Here is an 18,181-nt window from a genome sequence, read left to right as displayed (position 1 = left end):
GAAGATCTCCCGGTCAGGTCCTGCGCGTGGTGAAGCGCTTGACGATGCGTTGGACGACGAACACGACGATGAGCAGCAAGAACATCGCCCAGGCGACCGTGGCGGCCCGCCCCATCTGGTAGTTCTTCCAGCCCTCCTCGTACAGCAGCAGACCCAGCGTCTGGTACTGGTTGTCGGCTCCCCCCGTGATGCCGTTCGGGCCCTGGCCGAAGATCAGGGGTTCACCGAAGAGCTGCGTGGCGCCGATCGTGGACAGCACGATGGTGAACACGATGGTGGAACGGATACCGGGAACGGTGACCTTCAGGAACTGCTGCCACCGCGAGGCGCCGTCGATGGCCGCGGCCTCGTAGCGGTCGCGCGGGATCGCCTGCATCGCGGCGAGGTAGAGCAGCGCGTTGTAGCCGGTCCAGCGCCAGATCACGATGGAGGAAATCGCCGTCTGCGCGGCCCACTTGTTGTTCTCCCAGTCGAGGTTGTCCACGCCGACGAGGCTCAACATCCAGTTGATCATGCCGAAGTCGCGTTCGAAGAGCATCGTGAACACGAGGGCGGCTGCACCGACCGAGGTGGCGTACGGCGTCAGGGCGGCGACGCGGAAGAACGTCGACCCGCGCATCCGGTAGTTGAGAAGGTGCGCCAGTCCGAGCGCCATCAGCAGCTGCGGCACGGTCGACAGAACGCCGATGGTGAAGGTGTTGAGCAGCGCGTTCCAGAAGCGGTCGTCCTCCCACAGCGCCGTGTAGTTGTCGAAACCGACCCACTCCATGAGGTTCAGGGTCGACAGTTCGACGCGGTGAAGCGAGATCCACGAGGTGTAGATGAGCGGGTAGAAGCTGAAGGCGGCGAAGACGATGAAGAACGGGGCGACGAAGGCGTACGGGGCGCCGCGGACGTCGAGGCGGTGCAGCAGCGTACGGCGGCGCTGACGCTCCGCTGCGATACCGGGCGCACCTTTGGGGGGTGTCGAGGTGGAGATGGCCACCGGAAGGCGTCCTTCCTGGGGGGTTGGAGAGGCGGGCAGGGGCCCGGCGCCCCCATGCGGGTCACGCGCGGGAGCGCCGGGCGGCGGAAAGGGGCCCCAGGTCAGCCGGCGGCCTTCTCGATGCGCTCGTCAGTGGTCTCCCACGCCTCGTTCGGGCTCTTGTTCTGCGCCTCGATCAAGGTCAGACCCTGCGAGAAGATGTCCTTGATGGTGCCGTCCTTGCGACCGAGCACCTGCTCGTCGGGGATCTCCTGGGCCGCAGCGCCGAAGATCTTTCCGATGGGCGCGCCGCTGAAGTAGTCCGATGTGGCATCGACGACTTCGGGCATCTCCAACGCAGTCTGCGATGAGGGGAAGTTGCCGATCTTCTCGAAGAGGTAGGCCTGCTGCTCGGGGGCGGTGAGCCAGGCGACGAGGTCCTGCGCCTCCTTCTTGACGGGGCTCTTTTCCATCACCCCGAGGAACGATCCGCCCCAGTTGGCGCCCTTGGGCGCCTTGGCGACATCCCACTTGCCCTTGTTCTTCGGTCCCGCCTTCTCACTGATGTGCGCGAGCATCCACGCCGGGCAAACAGTGCTGGCGAACGTGCTGTTGGCCAGGCCGGGGTCCCAACCGGGCTGGAACTGGCGGAGTTTGGCCGTCAGGTCGGACGTGGCCGCTTCGGAGGCCAGCTTCCACGCGTCCTTCACGACCGGGTTGGTGGCGTAGATCAGCTTGCCCTGCTTGTCGTAGAACTGCTGGGAGTTGCCGTAGATCATGGCGTTGAACAGTCCGCTGGAGCTGTCCATGAAGGCGACCTTGTCGTCCTTGGAGCCCTGCTTGAACCGCTTGCCGGCGGTGACGTACTTCGACCAGTCGCCCTCCCACAGCTTGGCGACCTCGTCGCGGTCGGTGGGCAGGCCGGCCTGCTCGAAGAGGTCCTTGCGGTAGCAGACGGCCATGGGGCCGATGTCGGTGCCGAGGCCGATGACCTTGTTGTCGGTGGTGGTGACCTGGCTCTGCTTCCACGGAAGGAAGTGGTCCGTCCCGGCCACTCCGGCGAGGTCGACGAACTTGTCCTTCTGGGTGTCGGACAGTTCCTTGGCCCTACCAATTTCTATGCCCTGAATGTCCTTCAGTCCGCTGCCGGCGGCCAGGTGGGTCTGCAGGGCGGTGTAGTAGGTCTGTTCGTCGCCCGCGACGTCCGCCTTGATGATGACGTTCGGGTGTTCCTTCATGTACTTGTCGAGCAGGCCGGTCTCCTTGAAGCCCATGACGCCGAAGAGCCCCATGGTGATGGTGACCTTGCCGTCCTTCTTGCCCCCACCGGTGCCTCCGTCGCTGCCCCCGCAGCCCACGACCAGACCGAGAGCCGAGGCGACCGACACGGCGGCCACGACTTTCGTACGCAAGACGCTTCGGAACTTGTTCATTTCATCCTCCTAGCGGCGGCGCTGACGCACCGGAGATCGCGCCCTGCGGTCCGCTCCGAAGGCACGATTTGTTCGGTGGGTACGTTCCCATTTGGTGGTGGGAACGTGCCCACTCAGGAGCCCGCAGCCTCGCCGCCCCGGAAGGGGTCTGTCAAGAAGTTGAATCCACTTCGTTGCGGAGAGATGTCGCGAGCCCTCACCCACGCCCTGCGGACGCCCTCCTCAGATCTGGCACAATGCGCAGGTGAAAGCCGTCCAGGCAGAGCCGAGCGAGGGAGGCGCCATGGGGGAACGGCAACGCCCGACCATCATCACCGTGGCAGCCCGCGCCGGCGTCGGACGCACCACGGTTTCACGAGTCATCAACGGCTCCGAACTCGTCAGCGAGAAAGCGCGAGCCGCCGTCCTCGCCGCCATCGCCGAGCTGAACTACGTCCCGAACTCCGTTGCCCGGGGCCTGGTGACGAGCCGGACGAACTCCGTGGCTCTCGTGATCCCCGAGTCGGAGAGCAAGCTGGGCTCGGAACCTTACTTCTCGGCCGTCATCCGCGGTGTCAGCACCGCCCTCGCGGAGACCCGCACGCAGCTCCAACTGGTGCTCATCCGCGACCAGGCAGAGCGCGACCAGCTCACCCAGTCGGTCGCGGAACGGCGTGTCGACGGAGTCCTCCTCGTCTCCGTGCACGAGCACGACCCGCTGCCGGGGCTGCTGGAGGACATGGGACTGCCCACAGTGCTCGCCGGACGCCGCTCCCCCGACGAGTCGCTCAGCCACGTGCACTCCGACAACACCGGCGGGGCCACGACGGCCGTCAACCACCTCCTCGCGCGGGGGCGGCGCACCGTCGCCACGATCAGCGGACCGCTCGACATGGAGGTAGGCCGCAGCAGGCTCCAGGGATGGCGCGAGGCCCTCGAGAAGGCCGGCCACCAAGGCACGGACCGGCTCGTGGCCTCGGCCGACTTCACCGAGGAGGGCGGCGGGGCGGCGATGCGTTCACTCCTTGAACGAGTCCCCGAGCTCGACGCCGTCTTCGTCGCCTCGGACGTCATGGCGGCGGGGGCTCTGGCGGAGCTGCGCAGGCAGGGCAGGAGCGTCCCCGACGACGTGGCCGTGGTCGGGTTCGACGACTCCATCATCGCCCGGCACACCAATCCGCCCCTCAGCACCGTGCGCCAGCCCGTCGAGGAGATCGGCGCCATGATCGGACGCATCCTCCTGGAGGAGATCAGCGATCCCGAAATGCCGCGCAGGCGCGTCACACTTCCCACGGAACTCGTCGTACGCGAATCGTCTTGAGTCCATGACGTGTGCTGCAGAAACACCTGCCCACACCCCGAACCTCGGCCTGCCCCTTCCGGCTTGACGCGTAGGTGCCCGGCCCGCCTCTGTCTGTACCGCGGCTCTGGTGCCGGTGGGCCGGGTGTGCCGCTACCGGACCCCGGGCACGGCGCACTCGGGGCCCCGCCGATGGGTCAGGACCACACTCATGGGGCTCAGCCGGACGCGGTGCTGTCGGGGTCGCCCGCCGGGGTGCCGACGCGAAGCCATCGGTAGCCGTACGGGGGCAGGTCGCCGCAGCCAATTCTTGTCGAGGCGTCAGTTCCCCAGGCTTGGCTGATCGCGAGGCGGGGCCCAAGCGCAGGCTGGAACTCGAGGCGGAGTACTGGGCTGCTCGCGGCCGGGATGGACTCGGTCGAAGCATGCAGGCAGCTCGGGATCGGAAGGAAGACCGGATACCGGTGGCGGTCCGAGAACGTCGGCCTGCCACCGGAGTACCTGCCGGAGTCTTCCCAATCAGGCAGGTACCTTCCCTGTTCGAGCGGCAACGGATCGCGTCGCTGCGCGAACGCGGCCTGGCGACCGGGGAGATGGCCAGGCGGCTGGGCCACACGCCCTCGACGGTCGGTCGGGAACCACGGCGCAACAAGGCTGCGCACTGATGATCTTGTCCGGCACGACGGCGAGGTAGTGCGGTGACCGCAGCCGCTCCCACGGCTCCGCTGGCCTAGAAAGAGCGGGCCGGTACGCCGACGGCGGCACCGGGCGAGGTGTCAGCGGGTGTGCGGCGCGGGCAGGGTGATGGGCCGGCCCGGGGTGGGCCAGTGCAGCGGGGGCCGCATCGAGAACGTCGATGCGGCCGCCGCTGCCGTGAGGAGGTTCCGTCGCCCGACGGGGATGCCGGGGTGACGGGAATCAGACGGCGTAGGGGTTTTCGATGATGTAGACCCAGTCCCCCTCGCTCGTCCTCTTCATCACCTCGACCGACTTTCCTTCCAGAGTGCCGTCCTCGCCTGTGATCTGCCAGGGCACCTGGACCATCGCCAGGTCGCCGTTCTGATGGACCGACGCGGCCCCCATCTCAAAGGTGCCGGGCGAGGCGAGGTAGGGCTTCAGCGCTTCCTTGATGTTTTCCCTGCCGTAGACGGGCTCCTGTCCCGGTCCCGGTACGAACATGGCGTCTTCGTCGAACAGGGAACCCAGTCCGTCGAGGTCCCGGTCCTTGAGGTACTGGGCGAAGCGCTCGTGCACGTCTTCCGGCTTCATGTTCTTTCCTTTTTCTTTTCGTTTCTTCGTTGCGGACGGGCGGGTCGGCTACAGGCCGATCTGCGTGAGCCTTTGACCGGTGGTGGGTGCGCGGTGTCAGCCCCAGAAACTGCTGGGCGCTGTCGTCGTACGCGCTGATGGTGTGGTCCGGCACGGTGGCGAGGCCCTCGTACAGTGCGGTGACCCGGCGGCCGCATCGAGAACGTCGATGCGGTCGCCGCTGCCGTGAGGAGGTTCTGTCGCCCGACGGGGATGCCGGGATGGCGGGAATTCAGACGCCGTAGGGGTTGTCGATGATGTAGACCCAGTCCCCTTCGCTCGTCCTCTTCATCACCTCGATCGCCTTTCCTTCGACGATGCCGCTCTCGCTCGTGATCCGCCAGGACGGCTGGACCATCGCCAGGTCGCCGTTCTGGTGGACCGATGTGGCCAGCACCTTCATGGTGCTGGGCGAGGCGAGGTAGGGCTTCAGCGCTTCCTTGATGTTTTCCCTGCCGTAGACGGGCTCCTGTCCCGGTCCCGGTACGAACATGGCGTCTTGGGCGAACAGGGAACCCAGTCCGTCGAGGTCCCGGTCCTTGAGGTACTGGGCGAAACGCTCGTGCACGACTTCCGGCTTCATGGTCTTTCCTCTTTCTCTTCGTTTCTTCGTTGCGGACGGACCGGCTGCAGGCCGATCTGCGTGCGCGATTAGTGGGTGCGCGGTGTCAGCCCCAGAAACTGCTGGGCGCTGTCGTGCGCGCTGATGATCCTGTCCGGCACGGTGGCGGGGCCCTCGTGCAGTGCGGTGGCGCCTGCTGCTCCCGCGTCGACTGCGGTGGTGTGGAAGGAGCCGGCCGGTGCGCCGGCGGCGGCACCGGGTGAGGTGTCAGCGGGTGTGCGGGGCGGGCAGGGTGAGGGGCTCGCCGGGGGTGGGCCAGTGCAGCGGGACGCCGGCGGCGTCGAAGACCTGCTGGACGTGGCCGCGGTCTTCGGTGTAGTGCGCCCAGCCCTCGGCGTGCACGGCCACCACGAGGGGGTCGCCGAGCAGGCGGCGGGCCTCGACGGCCTGGACCGCGCTCAGCGACAGCCGTACGTCACCGAATGCCTCGAAGCCGGCCGCGCCCAGGTGCAGCAGCGCCACGTCGACGCGGTACCGGCCGGCCAGGTCGCTCATCGCGTCCAGGTCCACGGTGTCACCGGAGACATACACGCTGGGTGTGGAGCCGTCGTCGGTGTGCAGGAGGAAGCCGGTGACCGGACCGGTGAGGTCCTCGGTGCCGACGGGACCGTGACGGGCGGGGACGGCGGTGATGTTCAGCGGCGTGCGGCCCGGCGTCGACAGGGTCCGGGTCTGCCAGGGCTCCAGGCCAACAGCTGCGCCCCCGAGATCGGTGGCGCCGGCGACCGTGGTGAACACCTCCGGGGCAGTGGAGGCCACCGTACGCCCGGCGGTGTCGAGGTTGTCCAGATGCCCGGTGTGGCTGACCAGGGCGGCGTCGAGAGCGGGCAGTTGGGAGGGCGTCAGCGCCGGGTCGGCGGTCTTGCGCACCGGGACCGGGCCGTCCTGGTATTCGGTGCCGGCGGCGTCGAAGGTCGGGTCGGTCAGCAGCGTCCAGCCGGCCAGGCGGATCAGCGCGGTGGGGCCGCCGAGCACCGTCACGGTGGGCGCGGCGCGGTTCACGGCAACATCGGTTACCACAGGTACTCCTTGACGATCAGGGGGTGGCTCCCTCACTCTGACCGAGTTACTTTCTCAAGGGAAGTACATACCTTTAGGTGAGGTGAGCACGTGCAGGAAAGCACCCGAGGCAACGTCCGCAATCCCGCCTGCCCCAGCAGGCAGCTGTTCGACCTGGTCACCGCCCGGTGGGCCACCCTGGTCCTGGTCGATCTCATGGACGGCCCGCAACGCTGGTCCGAGCTGCGCCGACGGGCCGGCGGCGTCAGCGACAAGATGCTCGCCCAGACCCTGCGCGACCTCGAAGCCGGCGGACTGATCACCCGCACCGTGCACACCAGCCGCCCACCGACGGTGCAGTACGCCCTGACCGACCTCGCCCGCGGCGTCACCGCCGCACTACAACACCTGCAGAACTGGGCCGAAGAACACACCAGCGACTACGCCCACCACCTACACACCCACACCACCGACCCAACACCCTGACAAGACAGGCTCGGCGTGCACAGCACACGCCACCGTGCTTCTGCCGTACGAGCGAGCGCCCTGACCACGAACTGCAGGCAAAGCACAGGGCTAGTTCGGTGCACTCCCGGTGACAGCGCAGGCGGTGCCGTTGAGGCTGTAGGACGTCGGCGGGGCGGGATTGCCCGTGTGGGTTGCCTGGAAGCCGATGTCGACCGAAGCGCCCGGAGCAATGGTGGCGTTGTGGGAGACGTTCCTGGCCGTCACCCGGCCGGCGGCGGCCGTGTAGTCCGCGTTCCAGCCGGAGGTGATGGTCTGGCCGTCGGGCAGGGTGAAGGCGAGGGACCAGCCGTCGATCGCGGTGGTGCCGGTGTTGGCGATCGTGATGTTCGACGTCAGGCCGGTGTTCCACGCGTTGACCGTGCCGGTGACCCGGCAGGTCGTCGTGTTCGGAGGTGGGTCGGAGGTCTGGAACTGCGTGAAGAACTTCCACACCTCTTGCGGCACCCAGGTCCTGCCGCTGTCACCGGGGGCCCCGTCCTGCGGTGCGGCAATGTGCCCTTCGTCGAACGCCGCCCAGGCGACCGGATGCCCGGCCGAGCACCCCGCGTAGGTGGTGACCCGGTGCGTCAGGCTGCCCTGCGCCGGTTCCGGCGGGTTCTGGGGCGTGCAGCCGTTGTTCCTGACGAACCTGTCCCGCAGTGCCCGTCCACCCGAGATACCGAGGACGTTGTCCCTGAGACCGTGCACTCCGAGGTAGGCGATCGGCTGGGTGCCGCCGCTGCATCCACTGAGCTGCCCGCCGCTCTGCACCGCGACCGCGCGGAAGACCGTCGCGCGGGAACATGCGAGGGCGTACGACATGGCGGCGCCGTAGCTGAATCCCAGGGCGAAGCGCTGTGTCGTGTCGACGCACAGGTCGGACTCGATGCGCCTGAGCATGTCGTCGACGAAGGTGACGTCCTCACCGCCGTTGTTGGCCCAGCCGTTGTTGAGGCCTTGGGGGGCGACGAAGACGGCGCTGCTGTTCGCCAGTCGCTGGAGCCCGTAGTAGGCCCAGGTGCCCGTCTCCACGGTGCGGCCGGTGGCGACGTCGGTGGAGGTGCCGCCCAGCCAGTGGAACCCGAAGACCAGCCGGTAGGCGCGGTTGCGGTCGTAGCCGTCCGGGATCCGCAGGATGAAGGTCCGGCTCTTGCCGCCGCTCTGGATCGTGTACGTGCCGCTCGTCAGGGTGGGTGTCTTGCCGCATCCGGGGCTCGCGGCGGCGGTGCCGAGGGGCGCGGCAGCCGTGCCGGAGGCGGCGAGCGCTGTGTTCTCGCCCTGGCCGCGGCCCAGTGCCGTGCCGGCCATGCTCGGGACGAGCAGGACCGCGACCACGGCGGGCCATAAGAGGGATCTTGTCCTTGTCCGCATGCAACTGCCCTTCTTTGATTACCTCGTTGTCGTCACGGTGGTGGCGGGGGTGAACTGCCACCAGTTGATGTTGAGCAGGTAGCCGCTGCCGCCGCTGAACCGCAGGTAGAGGTCCTGGGTCCCGGTCCCGCCGGTGACCGGGCAGGTCACCGTCGTCCAGCTCTGCCAGCCCCCGGTGTTCGGCACACCGCACCGGCCGACGACCGTCCCGCTGGGCGAGCCCAGGCGCAGTTCGACGGTGCCGCCCCGCTGCCCGAGGCCACACGCGCGGTGAAGGAGGACGCCCCCGCCCCGAAGGCCACTCCCTTGACCTTGAGGTAGTCGCCGTTGTCGATCCAGCCGACGTTCATTCCGCCTTCGCCGGCCGGTTCGGTCTCGACCCCGGACCCCCAGGCGACCGTCTCGGCCTCCTGGCGTATGTACGGGTTGAGCGTGCCGATCTGGGGCGCCCCGCCGCTCGTCATGTTGATCACCGGGATCGTGCCGTCGGCGTTGTAGGTGAACCGCTCCACCGCGACCGAGCGCGTGAAGCCGCCTCCGCCCGCAAGGGCGCCGTTGTGGTAGAAGAAGTACGAACTGCCCTTGAAATCCACGATCCCGGGGTGGTTGGTGAAGCTGCGGCCCTGGGTGGGCATGACCGTCCCGCGGTAGGTCCAGGGCCCGGTCGGGCCCGGCGCGGTGGAGTAGGCGATGAACTCCGAGCAGCACTTGGCCGCGAACACCATGTAGTACAGGCCGTTCCGCTTGTAGACCCAGGGTCCTCCTCGTACAGCGTGGGACGGTTGGGGTCACCGGTGCGGGTGCCGAACCCTGCGGTGGTGAGCGGGATTCTGTTGACGCCGCCCGAGTAGGAGGTCATGTCGGCGTTCAGCCTGACGTACGACAGGTTCGGGTTGCCCCAGTACAGGTAGACCTGGCCGTCGTCGTCGATGAACACGCTCGGGTCGATCTCGCCGTTCTCCACCAGCGGACGGCCGATGGCGTCCCGGAACGGGCCGGTGGGGCTGTCCGAGACCGCCACGCCGATGGCCATGCGGCCGGTCGCCCGGTTCTTCACGGGCACGTACCAGTAGAACCGGCCGCCTCGCTCCACGGCCTGTCCCGCCCACGCGTCGGCGGACGCCCAGCTGAAGGTGGCCAGGCTGAGCGGGGAGCCGTGATCGGTCCAGTTGACCATGTCGGCGGAGGACCACACCCGCCAGTCCTTCATGGTGAAGTAGGTGGAGCCGTCCTCGTCGTGCCCGGTGTAGAGGTAGACCCGTCCGTTGTGGACGAGCGGGGCCGGGTCGGCGGTGTAGACGTGCTGGACGATGGGGTTGTCGGCCCTCGCCTGCGTGGGCTGCACCGCGGCGGGGACGACGGCGAACGCCAGCAGGAGGCCCACGGTCCAGGCGACCGCCCGGGTGAGCCCCGTGCCGGTGGTGGGCCATGGCCGAGCCGGGACCATCATGGCCTCCCCCGGCAGTCGGCGGGCGGGTGAGCCGGCGGCGGGTGTGCGACGTCCCTCATGCGCGGCTCCACTTCTGACCGGCCTGGCCGTTGCAGGTCCACAGGACCAGCGGGGTGCCGTTGGTGGTGGCGCCGTTGGCGTCGAGGCACAGTCCTGCGCGGACGTTGCGGATCGATCCGTCGGCCTGCGTAGTCCACTTCTGGTTGTCCTGGCCGTTGCAGGGCCAGATGATGACCGGCGTGCCGTTGGTGGTGCCCTGGTCAAAGGCGTCCAGGCACTTGTCGCCGTAGACGCGGATCTCGCCTCCGGCCCAGGTGGTCCAGAGCTGGTTGGCGGCGGTGTGGCAGTCCCAGATCAGTGTCTTGGTCCCGGCTGCGGTGGAGGCGGTGTCGACGTCCAGGCAGCGGCCGGAGGCGGCGCCGCGCAGGCGGGCGGTGGTGGAGGCCAAGGGGCTGCCACCGGTCACCTTGAACACGGCGACACCGTGGGCGGGGACGGCGGCGGAGATCTGGCCGGAGGTGCTCGACGTGCCGCCGGTCCACAGGTCCGTGAGGGTGAACGAGGCACCGGACAGGCCCACTTGCGCGGCTGTGGTGGTGACCGTCGCGGTGCCGCTCCCACGGTTGAACAGGCCGACTGCGACCGAGCCGTCGGACAAGGGCTTGCCGAACACCTCGGTGGTGCCGTCGTCGCGGACCCGGCGTCCGCCCGCGCCGAGCAAGTCCTGGTTGACGGCCAGCAGGCGCGGGTTGCGCAGGATGGCGCCCACGTCGGCGGACATGGTGCGGATGTCGTTGCCGGCCATGAGGGGGGCACTCATCAGCGACCACAGGGCGAAGTGGGAGCGGGACTCGGTCAGCGTCAGACCGGGGCGGCCGACAACCAGCATGTCGGGGTCGTTCCAATGTCCCGGCCCCGACTGCGCGGCCAGCGGCGCGGTGACGTCCAGGACGTTGCCCACACCCATCGGGTAGCTGTTGGTGTTGCCGTTCTGCCAGATGTCGAGCAGGTCCTCGGTCGTCCGCCACAGGTCGGCGACCTCACCCCAGTTGTAGGTGGCGCCGGTGATCGCGTGGAAGCTGTTCGGGTTGATGCTGTAGACGATCGGCCGGCCGGTGGCCCGCAGGGCATCGCGCATCAGCGAGAACCGGGCGACCTGCTCGTCACGGGTTCCGCTGGAGGAACACCAGTCGTACTTGAGGTAGTCCACGCCCCACGAGGCGAACGTCCTGGCGTCCTGGACCTCGTGCCCTCGGCTGCCCGTGGACCCCGGGTAGGCGCCGGTGGTCTGCGCGCAGGTGCGGTCGCCCGGCACTTGGTAGATGCCGAACTTCAGGCCCTTGCCGTGGATGTAGTCGCCTAGCGCCTTCATTCCGCTGGGGAACTTGGTCGGGTTGGCCCGCAGGTTGCCCGCGCTGTCACGCTGCGGGTCGAACCAACAGTCGTCCACCACGACATAGCGGTAGCCGGCCTCCCGCATGCCCGAGGACACCATCGCGTCCGCGGCCTGACGGACCTGCGCCTCGGTGATCCCGCACCCGAAACTGTTCCAGCTGTTCCAGCCCAGCGGAGGGGTCAGCGCCGGGCTGCCCGGTGCCGCCTCGGCGGTCGTGCCGACGGAGGCTGTCACGGAAGCGGTGACCGTCAGCGCGGCGGCCGCGAGGAGATGGAACAGTCGTCTGCCCGATCGTCTGAGCATTTGGGGCCCCTGTAAGTCAGGTCCATGACATGGACGCGGGAGGCTTCTGGGAGCGACAAAATTTCGAATGCCATTCGGAAAACTTGTGGCCCCAGGGATCCTAGAGAGCCGCCCGAACATGTCAACACCATAGGGTCATCAAAGTTCGACCCCTGTCCTCAATGGCGAAAACCGCCCACGATCTGGGCTATTCGGCCAGCCGGCGCACAGCAACCCGGCACGGGGGCCTTCGAATCTTTCGACGACCCTTGCGAATCATGCGAGAGGGATTGACGCATTCAACCAGCCTCCTATCATCCAGAATGCTCGACGACCCGATCTATGTTCGACACCACGAACACCATCGGAGAGCGCCACACATGAATCTGTCATGCTCTGATCAACATTGGCCTCGTCGCCGCGCGCTGGCGGCCGCCACCGGCCTCGCCGCCGGCTCCATCCTTCCGCTGACCGGAACCTCCCGCGCCGCCGCCACGTCCTACGCGAACCCGGTGATCTGGCAGGACTTCGCGGACATCGACGTCATCCGCGTCGGCGACACCTTCTACGCCTCGGCCTCGACGATGCACTACTCGCCAGGGGCACCCGTCCTGCGCTCGTACGACCTGGTGCACTGGGAGATCGCCGGTCACTCGGTGCCGGTCCTCGACTTCGGCGCCAAGTACGACCTCAACGGCGCCCGCGGCTACGTCAGAGGGATCTGGGCGTCGTCACTGGCCTACCGTCCGAGCAACAGGACGTTCTACTGGCTGGGCCAGATCGACTTCGCCCGCACGTACGTCTACACCGCGACCGCCGCCGAGGGGCCGTGGAACAGGCTGACGACGATCAGCACCCCGTACTACGACGCCGGGCTGCTCGTCGACACCGACGACACCCTGTACGTGGCCTACGGGAACACCACCATCAGCGTGGCCCAGCTCTCGCCCGACGGCCGCAGCCAGGTCCGCACCCAGCAGGTGTTCACGACACCGTCGAATGTCGGCACCCTCGAGGGATCCCGCTTCTACAAGATCAACGGGCAGTACTACATCTTCCTGACCCGCCCCGCGAACGGCCAGTACATCCTGAAGTCGTCGAGCGGCCCCTTCGGTCCGTACACGATGCGGCAGGTCCTCCTCGACCTGCGCGGGCCGATCCCCGGCGGCGGCGTCCCGCACCAGGGCGGGCTGGTGCAGACGCAGAGCGGTGCCTGGTACTACATGGCCTTCGTCGACGCTTACCCCGGCGGCCGGATGCCCGCCCTGGCACCCGTCACCTGGACCTCGGACGGCTGGCCCGTCGTGCAACTCGTAGACGGCGCATGGGGCACCTCGTACCCCAGCCCGGTCGTGCCCACGCCACCCCGCGAGGTCACCGCCATGACCGGCGTGGACACCTTCGACGGCACGACCCTCAAACCGAGATGGGAGTGGAACCACAACCCGGACAACACCAAATGGTCGGTCGCCGGCGGCCTGACCCTGCGGACCGCGACCGTCACCAACGACCTCTACTGGGCCCGCAACACCCTCACGCACCGCATCCAGGGCCCCACCTCCACCGCCACGGTCCAGCTCGACCACTCCGCGATGCGGGACGGCGACCGTGCCGGACTCGCGCTGCTGCGTGACTCCTCCGCCTGGATCGGCCTCAAGCGCGACAGCGGCGAGACGCGAGTGGTCATGGTCAACGGGCTGACCATGGACGGCAACTGGAACACCACCGGCACGGGCAACGAGGTGGCGAGCGCGCCCGTTTCGGGCAGCCGCATCTGGCTGCGCGCGGCCGCGGACATCCGCCCCGGCACGGCACGCCCCGGCACCTTCTCCTACAGCATCGACGGCACCACCTTCACCCGCCTCGGACCGGCCTTCTCCCTGGGCAACGACTGGCGGTTCTTCATGGGCTACCGGTTCGCCCTCTTCAACCACGCCACACAGGCGCTCGGCGGCACGGTCCGCGTCACGCGGTTCGAGCTGTCCACCCCCTGAACGATCGGAGGTTCGCACACCCACCCCCCACCCGACCGTACGAGGAGAACCATGAACCCGCTGAAGCGACTCGGCCGTCGACGAGCCACGGTGCTGTCCCTCCTGACCGCGGCCACCCTGCTGACGCCAGGAACCGCGACCGGCGCACCAGATGCCGTCAAGGCCTCCACGCTGGGCGCCCAAGCCGCCCAGTCCGGGCGGTACTTCGGAGCCGCCGTGGCCGCCGGCAGGCTCGGCGACGGCACGTACAGCACGATCCTGAACCGCGAGTTCAACTCGGTCACACCCGAGAACGAGATGAAGTGGGACACCACCGAGCCGTCCCGCGGCGCGTTCAACTTCGGCCCCGGCGACCAGATCGCGAACCGCGCACAGGCCCGCGGGCAGCGGCTGCGCGGACACACCCTCGTCTGGCACTCCCAACTGCCCGGCTGGGTCAACTCCATCAGGGATGCGAACACCCTGCGCGGCGTGATGAACAACCACATCACCACCGTGATGAACCACTACAAGGGAAAGGTGTTCGCCTGGGACGTGGTCAACGAGGCCTTCGCGGACGGCGGCAGCGGCCAGCACCGCCCCTCGGTGTTCCAGAACCTGCTGGGCGACGGCTTCATCGAGCAGGCCTTCCGCACCGCGCGGTCGGCCGACCCGGCGGCCAAGCTCTGCTACAACGACTACAGCATCGAAAACTGGAGCGACGCCAAGACCCAGGGCGTCTACCGCATGGTGCGCGACTTCAAGGCGCGCGGCGTGCCCATCGACTGCGTCGGCTTCCAGGCCCACTTCGGCACCGGCGGCCCGCCCGCCAGTTTCCAGAGCACACTGTCCAACTTCGCCGCCCTCGGCGTGGACGTCCAGATCACCGAACTGGACATCGCGCAGGCATCGCCGACCGCGTACACGAACACCGTCAGGGCCTGCATGAACGTCGCGCGCTGCAACGGCATCACGGTCTGGGGCATCCGCGACAGCGACTCCTGGCGGGCCTCGGAGAACCCGCTGCTCTTCGACCGGGGCGGCAACAAGAAGCCCGCGTACAACGCGGTGCTGACGACGCTGGGCGGTACGCCCGCTGCCACTGGCGGTACGCCCTCATCCGCCCGCTGAGTTCCGCGCACACGAGAACGCCGGCTCCCGGCGGTGCGGGAGTCGGCGTCTCGGCAGGACTTCTTACGGGGTCACGCAGCCGATCGAGCCGACCGGATGGTCGTTGCCGGTGGAGGTGGCGGTGAATCCGAAGGTCACGCTGCCGTCCGGCGCGATGGTCCGGTTGTGGTCGACGTTTCTGACCGTGACCGTGCCGTCCGTCCCGGTACTGAGCGTGCCGTTCCAGACCTGGCTGAGCCGGGTGCCGGTGCCCGGCTGCCAGCGCACGGCCCAGCCGTTCATCGGTGCCGTGTTGTGGTTCATCACCTGGACGGAGCCCTGGAAGCCGCCGTTCCATGCGTTCGTCACCGAGTAGACGGCCATGCAGCCGGTGTGCGGGTCGGTCGGGGTGGGGGTCGGCGTGGGCGTCGGGGTGCCGCCCGAGCCGCGGATGCCGGTCACCTCGCCGTTGCCGCCGTCGAAGACGATGTCGGAACAGGAGAAGAAGTTCTCCTGGCTGTCCGAGCGCACCCACTGGATGAACAGCACCGCGTCGCCCGAACGGCCCGCAGGCAGGTTCAGGTTCCAGTAGTAGTGGCCGGACTCGCTGCCGGGCGAGCCGGACTGGGCGGGGTTGGTGACGGTCTGGATGAGCTCCAGGTCGCCCCAGCCCAGCGGGGAGCCGGGTGAGTAGCCGGGCTTGGACAGGTACACCCGGAAGTCGCCCGGGTGCGCCGCCCAGTTGCTGTACCGGACCTGCATGCTCTTCCCGGAGGTCAGATGTGTGCGGGGCCAGTCGGCGCGGGCGGCGTTGTAGCCGGTGAAGTTGTACGGGGAGCGGTCACCGGCGCTGCACAGCTTGCCGTCGGGGACGTAACCGGCGCCGCGCCCGCCCGCGTTGGAGTCGAGCACGGCGAACCAGTTGTAGAGCGCCGTCGATCCGCTCTCGGCCAGCGCGGCCTTGCACGCCGGGTTCGTCGGGTCCAGGGCGCCGGTTCCGGTCTTGGCGTCCAGATAGCAGAGATACGTCCGCGACCCGGGCATCATCGCCACCCCGTGGGCCTGCGCGTTGCCCTGGCCGAGCAGGGCCAGACCGAGACCGCTCAGCAGGGTGGCGAGCACCGCCGCCCAGGAGAGGAGCCGGTTTCTGCGTCGAACCATGGTGCCTCCTGTTCGTTGCGTGGCTGTCCGCTGTGGAGCCCCCGCCCGCCCGGGGAAGAGGTCGCTCCGGGCGGGCGAGGGAGTGTGGGGAGAAGGGCGGATCAGGCGGGCGGTGCACCCCAGGCCAGGGTGGTGCCGAGGTAGCCGGGGATCTCCGGGGCGTCGGTGTAGGAGGTGGCGGTGGTGCGGCTGTAGTCGCCGACCTCGTTGAACGCGGACCAGTCGGACTTGGCCATACGCAGCTGGACGTCACCGGTGTCCCGGCCCGCGGCCAGCGAGCCGGCCGAGAAGCCGACCTCCAGGTAGGCGTCCGCGCCCGCGACCGGGGTGCTCAGCGGGACGACCCTGAGCTTGACGTTGGAGCAGCCGACCGCGGCGTAGTCGCAGTAGGCGTTCACGGTCGGCGAGCCGTCGTCCCGGGTGAAGTAGTAGCGGGCGGTCACCCCGGTCAGGTCGAGGGCGGCGCTGCCGGTGTTGATGATCCGCAGGCCGGGGCGGATGGCGTTGTCGGTGGCCGAGGAGTCGTTGTTCTTGTAGGCGACCTTGAGACCGCCCGCCGGGTCGGGGCCGCCGCCGCCCGTCTCGGTGGTGACGCTCAGCGCGGCGGAGGCGGCGGAGACGTTCCCGGCCGCGTCACGGGCCCGCACGGTGTAGCTGTAGGCCGTGGCGGCGCTCAGTCCGGTGTCCGTGTACGTGGTGCCGGCGGCCGGCGAGCCGACCCGGGTGTCGTTGCGGTACACGTCGTACCCGGTCACGCCTACGTCGTCGGTGGCCGCGGTCCAGGCCAGCGAGACGCTGCTCGCGGTCTTCGCGGTGGCCCGCAGTCCGGTCGGGGCGGTGGTGTCGCCCGGGTCGGTGCCGCCGGTCGGCACGGCGGGGTAGGCGTTGCGCACCAGCATCTGGAACTGGTTGTGGAACCAGTGCCCGGCCAGCGGCGCGTCGGGGAGCGCCCCGGTCTTGTTGTTGCCCGCGTTGGGCGCGGTGTAGTCCGGGTCGCACATCGGGTCCGCCTTCTTGCCCTCCTCGTTGGGGATGTCCTTGCTGGCCCCGTCGGACTCCCCCGGCGGCTTCACCCACAGGAAGGCGTCGAGGTGCGAGTCCGGGTATCCGGAGGGTGTGGCCTGCGGCGGCTGTCCGAGTCCGGCTCCGCTCACGTTGCACCACAGTCCGCGGTGGGCGCGCCGGTCGACCTTGGACTCCGTGACATAGGTGTCGAGGGTGGTGCTGGTGCTCTCGGCGGTGGGCCGGGCCGAGCCGCCCCAGCCATTGCGGGAGGTGTCGACCACCATGCCGGTGGAGGCGGGCCAGCCCGCCGAGACCAGCGCCCGGTGCACGTTCTTCGTGAAGTCGGACTCGTCGAAGTTCGGGTTCCACTCGTAGTACTTGCCGGACTTGACCGGGTTGCCGCCGACGCTCTTGTCCGGGTTGGTAAGGAAAGGCTCCTCCAGTGGCGTGGCGTTGGCGACGTTGGTGATCAGCCCGTCGACGCTGCTCAGCCCGGCCGCGGTCCCCCTGGCCACCTCGGTGTACTGCTGCACGGTCTGGGTGAGGTTGTTGTCCCAGCCGAGCCAGCCGGAGTGCGCGTAGTCCAGGTAGGTGTACACGTTCGGGATGGCGTGCAGCTTGTCCAGGGCGTACCGGATGCCCTCGACGTATATGCCGCTGCTCTTGGCCTGGGCGCATTCGGGGTCGGAGGTGTTGGTGACCAGGTTGGGCAGGCTGTCGGGCTCGACGACCGTGGTGATACGGATGTCCTGGTACTTGGGGTTCTTCAGGACGTTCGCGATGACGTCGATGTACTCGCTCTTGTAGCGAGTCAACCCGGCCTGGGTGAGAGGGAGTTCGCCGCTGGAGGCGAGGGCGGCGCAGTCCCGTCCCGGCAGGTCGTACACCACGAAGGTGGCGGTGATGGGCTGTCCGGGCTTCTTCTGGGCGAGCGCCAGGTCGAGGTGGTCGGCCAGGCTCTTGCGTCCTGCGTTGGCCGCACCGCCGTGTACGGCCGCGATCCGGTCCAGCCAGACGGCGGTCGGATAGCTCTTGACCTTCTCCATCTTCGCCTTGAGCGTGGCGTCGGAGGTCTGCGCGATGGACGTGTTCACGAGCTCGGCGTAGTCGGGGTTGACGTAGAAGGTCGCCCCCGCGAAGGGGTTGTCGACATGTGCTTCTGCCGCTGCCGCGGGCTGTTCCGCGATCTGGCCGGCCACCCCGAGCATCAGGGTGGCCAGGGCGGTGGCCAGGGCTGCCGACCGTCGTCGGCGCGTGCGCGGCAGCGAGGCGCCGTCTGCTCTGGTCGGGTGGGTCATCGTGCCCTCCTCGGTAGTACGTG

Annotated in this window: 13 protein-coding genes and 3 pseudogenes; 5 read left to right on the top strand and 11 right to left on the bottom strand. The window is 68.5% G+C overall.

The window, feature by feature from the left end:
* Window positions 1-13: 13 nt before the first annotated feature.
* Window positions 14-985, bottom strand: a complete 972-nt coding sequence (locus tag ABKA17_RS42395; protein WP_502994532.1) for a carbohydrate ABC transporter permease — start codon at window positions 983-985, stop codon at window positions 14-16.
* A gap of 101 nt (window positions 986-1,086) precedes the next feature.
* Window positions 1,087-2,397: an extracellular solute-binding protein gene (locus ABKA17_RS42390; protein WP_353697755.1), complete on the bottom strand. Its 1,311-nt coding sequence runs from the start codon at window positions 2,395-2,397 to the stop codon at window positions 1,087-1,089.
* Window positions 2,398-2,680: 283 nt separating this feature from the next.
* On the opposite strand from ABKA17_RS42390, the gene ABKA17_RS42385 reads away from it, so the two are divergent.
* Window positions 2,681-3,697: a LacI family DNA-binding transcriptional regulator gene (locus ABKA17_RS42385; RefSeq protein WP_353697754.1), complete on the top strand. Its 1,017-nt coding sequence runs from the start codon at window positions 2,681-2,683 to the stop codon at window positions 3,695-3,697.
* 404 nt (window positions 3,698-4,101) lie between these two features.
* The gene (locus ABKA17_RS42380) at window positions 4,102-4,341 is read left to right on the top strand and encodes a helix-turn-helix domain-containing protein (RefSeq protein WP_353697753.1); all 240 of its coding nucleotides are present in this window, start codon (window positions 4,102-4,104) and stop codon (window positions 4,339-4,341) included.
* 253 nt (window positions 4,342-4,594) lie between these two features.
* Here the strand turns inward: ABKA17_RS42380 and ABKA17_RS42375 are convergent, their stop codons facing one another.
* The 3 genes from ABKA17_RS42375 to ABKA17_RS42365 form a co-directional block, all read right to left on the bottom strand.
* Window positions 4,595-4,945 (bottom strand): YybH family protein, encoded by a 351-nt coding sequence (locus ABKA17_RS42375; protein WP_353697752.1) that lies wholly within the window; start codon window positions 4,943-4,945, stop codon window positions 4,595-4,597.
* Window positions 4,946-5,216: 271 nt separating this feature from the next.
* On the bottom strand, window positions 5,217-5,567 hold the full coding sequence (locus tag ABKA17_RS42370) for a YybH family protein (RefSeq protein WP_353697751.1): 351 nt from the start codon (window positions 5,565-5,567) through the stop codon (window positions 5,217-5,219).
* 246 nt (window positions 5,568-5,813) lie between these two features.
* A complete protein-coding gene (locus ABKA17_RS42365) occupies window positions 5,814-6,626 on the bottom strand; it encodes an MBL fold metallo-hydrolase (RefSeq protein WP_353697750.1) in 813 nt (270 codons plus the stop codon).
* A gap of 90 nt (window positions 6,627-6,716) precedes the next feature.
* Between ABKA17_RS42365 and ABKA17_RS42360 the strand changes: the two genes are divergently transcribed.
* Window positions 6,717-7,091, top strand: a complete 375-nt coding sequence (locus ABKA17_RS42360; protein ID WP_353697749.1) for a winged helix-turn-helix transcriptional regulator — start codon at window positions 6,717-6,719, stop codon at window positions 7,089-7,091.
* A 90-nt stretch (window positions 7,092-7,181) separates the two neighbouring features.
* Here the strand turns inward: ABKA17_RS42360 and ABKA17_RS42355 are convergent, their stop codons facing one another.
* From ABKA17_RS42355 to ABKA17_RS42340, 4 genes and pseudogenes are all read right to left on the bottom strand, one after another.
* Window positions 7,182-8,483, bottom strand: a complete 1,302-nt coding sequence (locus ABKA17_RS42355; protein ID WP_353697748.1) for a CE1 family esterase — start codon at window positions 8,481-8,483, stop codon at window positions 7,182-7,184.
* Between the two features lie 18 nt (window positions 8,484-8,501).
* Window positions 8,502-9,208, bottom strand: a pseudogene (locus tag ABKA17_RS42350) (carbohydrate-binding protein).
* Window positions 9,209-9,354: 146 nt separating this feature from the next.
* Window positions 9,355-9,930, bottom strand: a pseudogene (locus ABKA17_RS42345) (family 43 glycosylhydrolase); the annotation flags it as partial.
* A 58-nt stretch (window positions 9,931-9,988) separates the two neighbouring features.
* Window positions 9,989-11,632 (bottom strand): glycoside hydrolase family 27 protein, encoded by a 1,644-nt coding sequence (locus ABKA17_RS42340; protein WP_353697747.1) that lies wholly within the window; start codon window positions 11,630-11,632, stop codon window positions 9,989-9,991.
* 359 nt (window positions 11,633-11,991) lie between these two features.
* Here ABKA17_RS42340 and ABKA17_RS42335 point away from each other — a divergent pair, with 359 nt between their 5' ends.
* Together ABKA17_RS42335 and ABKA17_RS42330 are read left to right on the top strand one after the other, a co-directional pair.
* Entirely contained in the window at window positions 11,992-13,605 is a 1,614-nt protein-coding gene (locus ABKA17_RS42335) for a glycoside hydrolase family 43 protein (RefSeq protein ID WP_353697746.1), read from the top strand.
* Window positions 13,606-13,656: 51 nt separating this feature from the next.
* Window positions 13,657-14,706: pseudogene (locus ABKA17_RS42330) on the top strand (glycoside hydrolase family 10 protein); the annotation flags it as partial.
* A gap of 72 nt (window positions 14,707-14,778) precedes the next feature.
* On the opposite strand, the gene ABKA17_RS42325 reads toward ABKA17_RS42330, so the two are convergent.
* A complete protein-coding gene (locus ABKA17_RS42325) occupies window positions 14,779-15,855 on the bottom strand; it encodes a lytic polysaccharide monooxygenase (RefSeq protein WP_353697745.1) in 1,077 nt (358 codons plus the stop codon).
* 101 nt (window positions 15,856-15,956) lie between these two features.
* Window positions 15,957-18,158, bottom strand: a complete 2,202-nt coding sequence (locus ABKA17_RS42320; RefSeq protein WP_353697744.1) for a glycoside hydrolase family 6 protein — start codon at window positions 18,156-18,158, stop codon at window positions 15,957-15,959.
* Window positions 18,159-18,181 lie beyond the last annotated feature (23 nt).

Origin of the sequence: Streptomyces sp. RG80 (genome assembly GCF_040446465.1) — a bacterium.
Taxonomy (GTDB): Bacteria; Actinomycetota; Actinomycetes; order Streptomycetales; family Streptomycetaceae; genus Streptomyces.
This window is presented reverse-complemented; position numbering and strand designations above follow the sequence as displayed.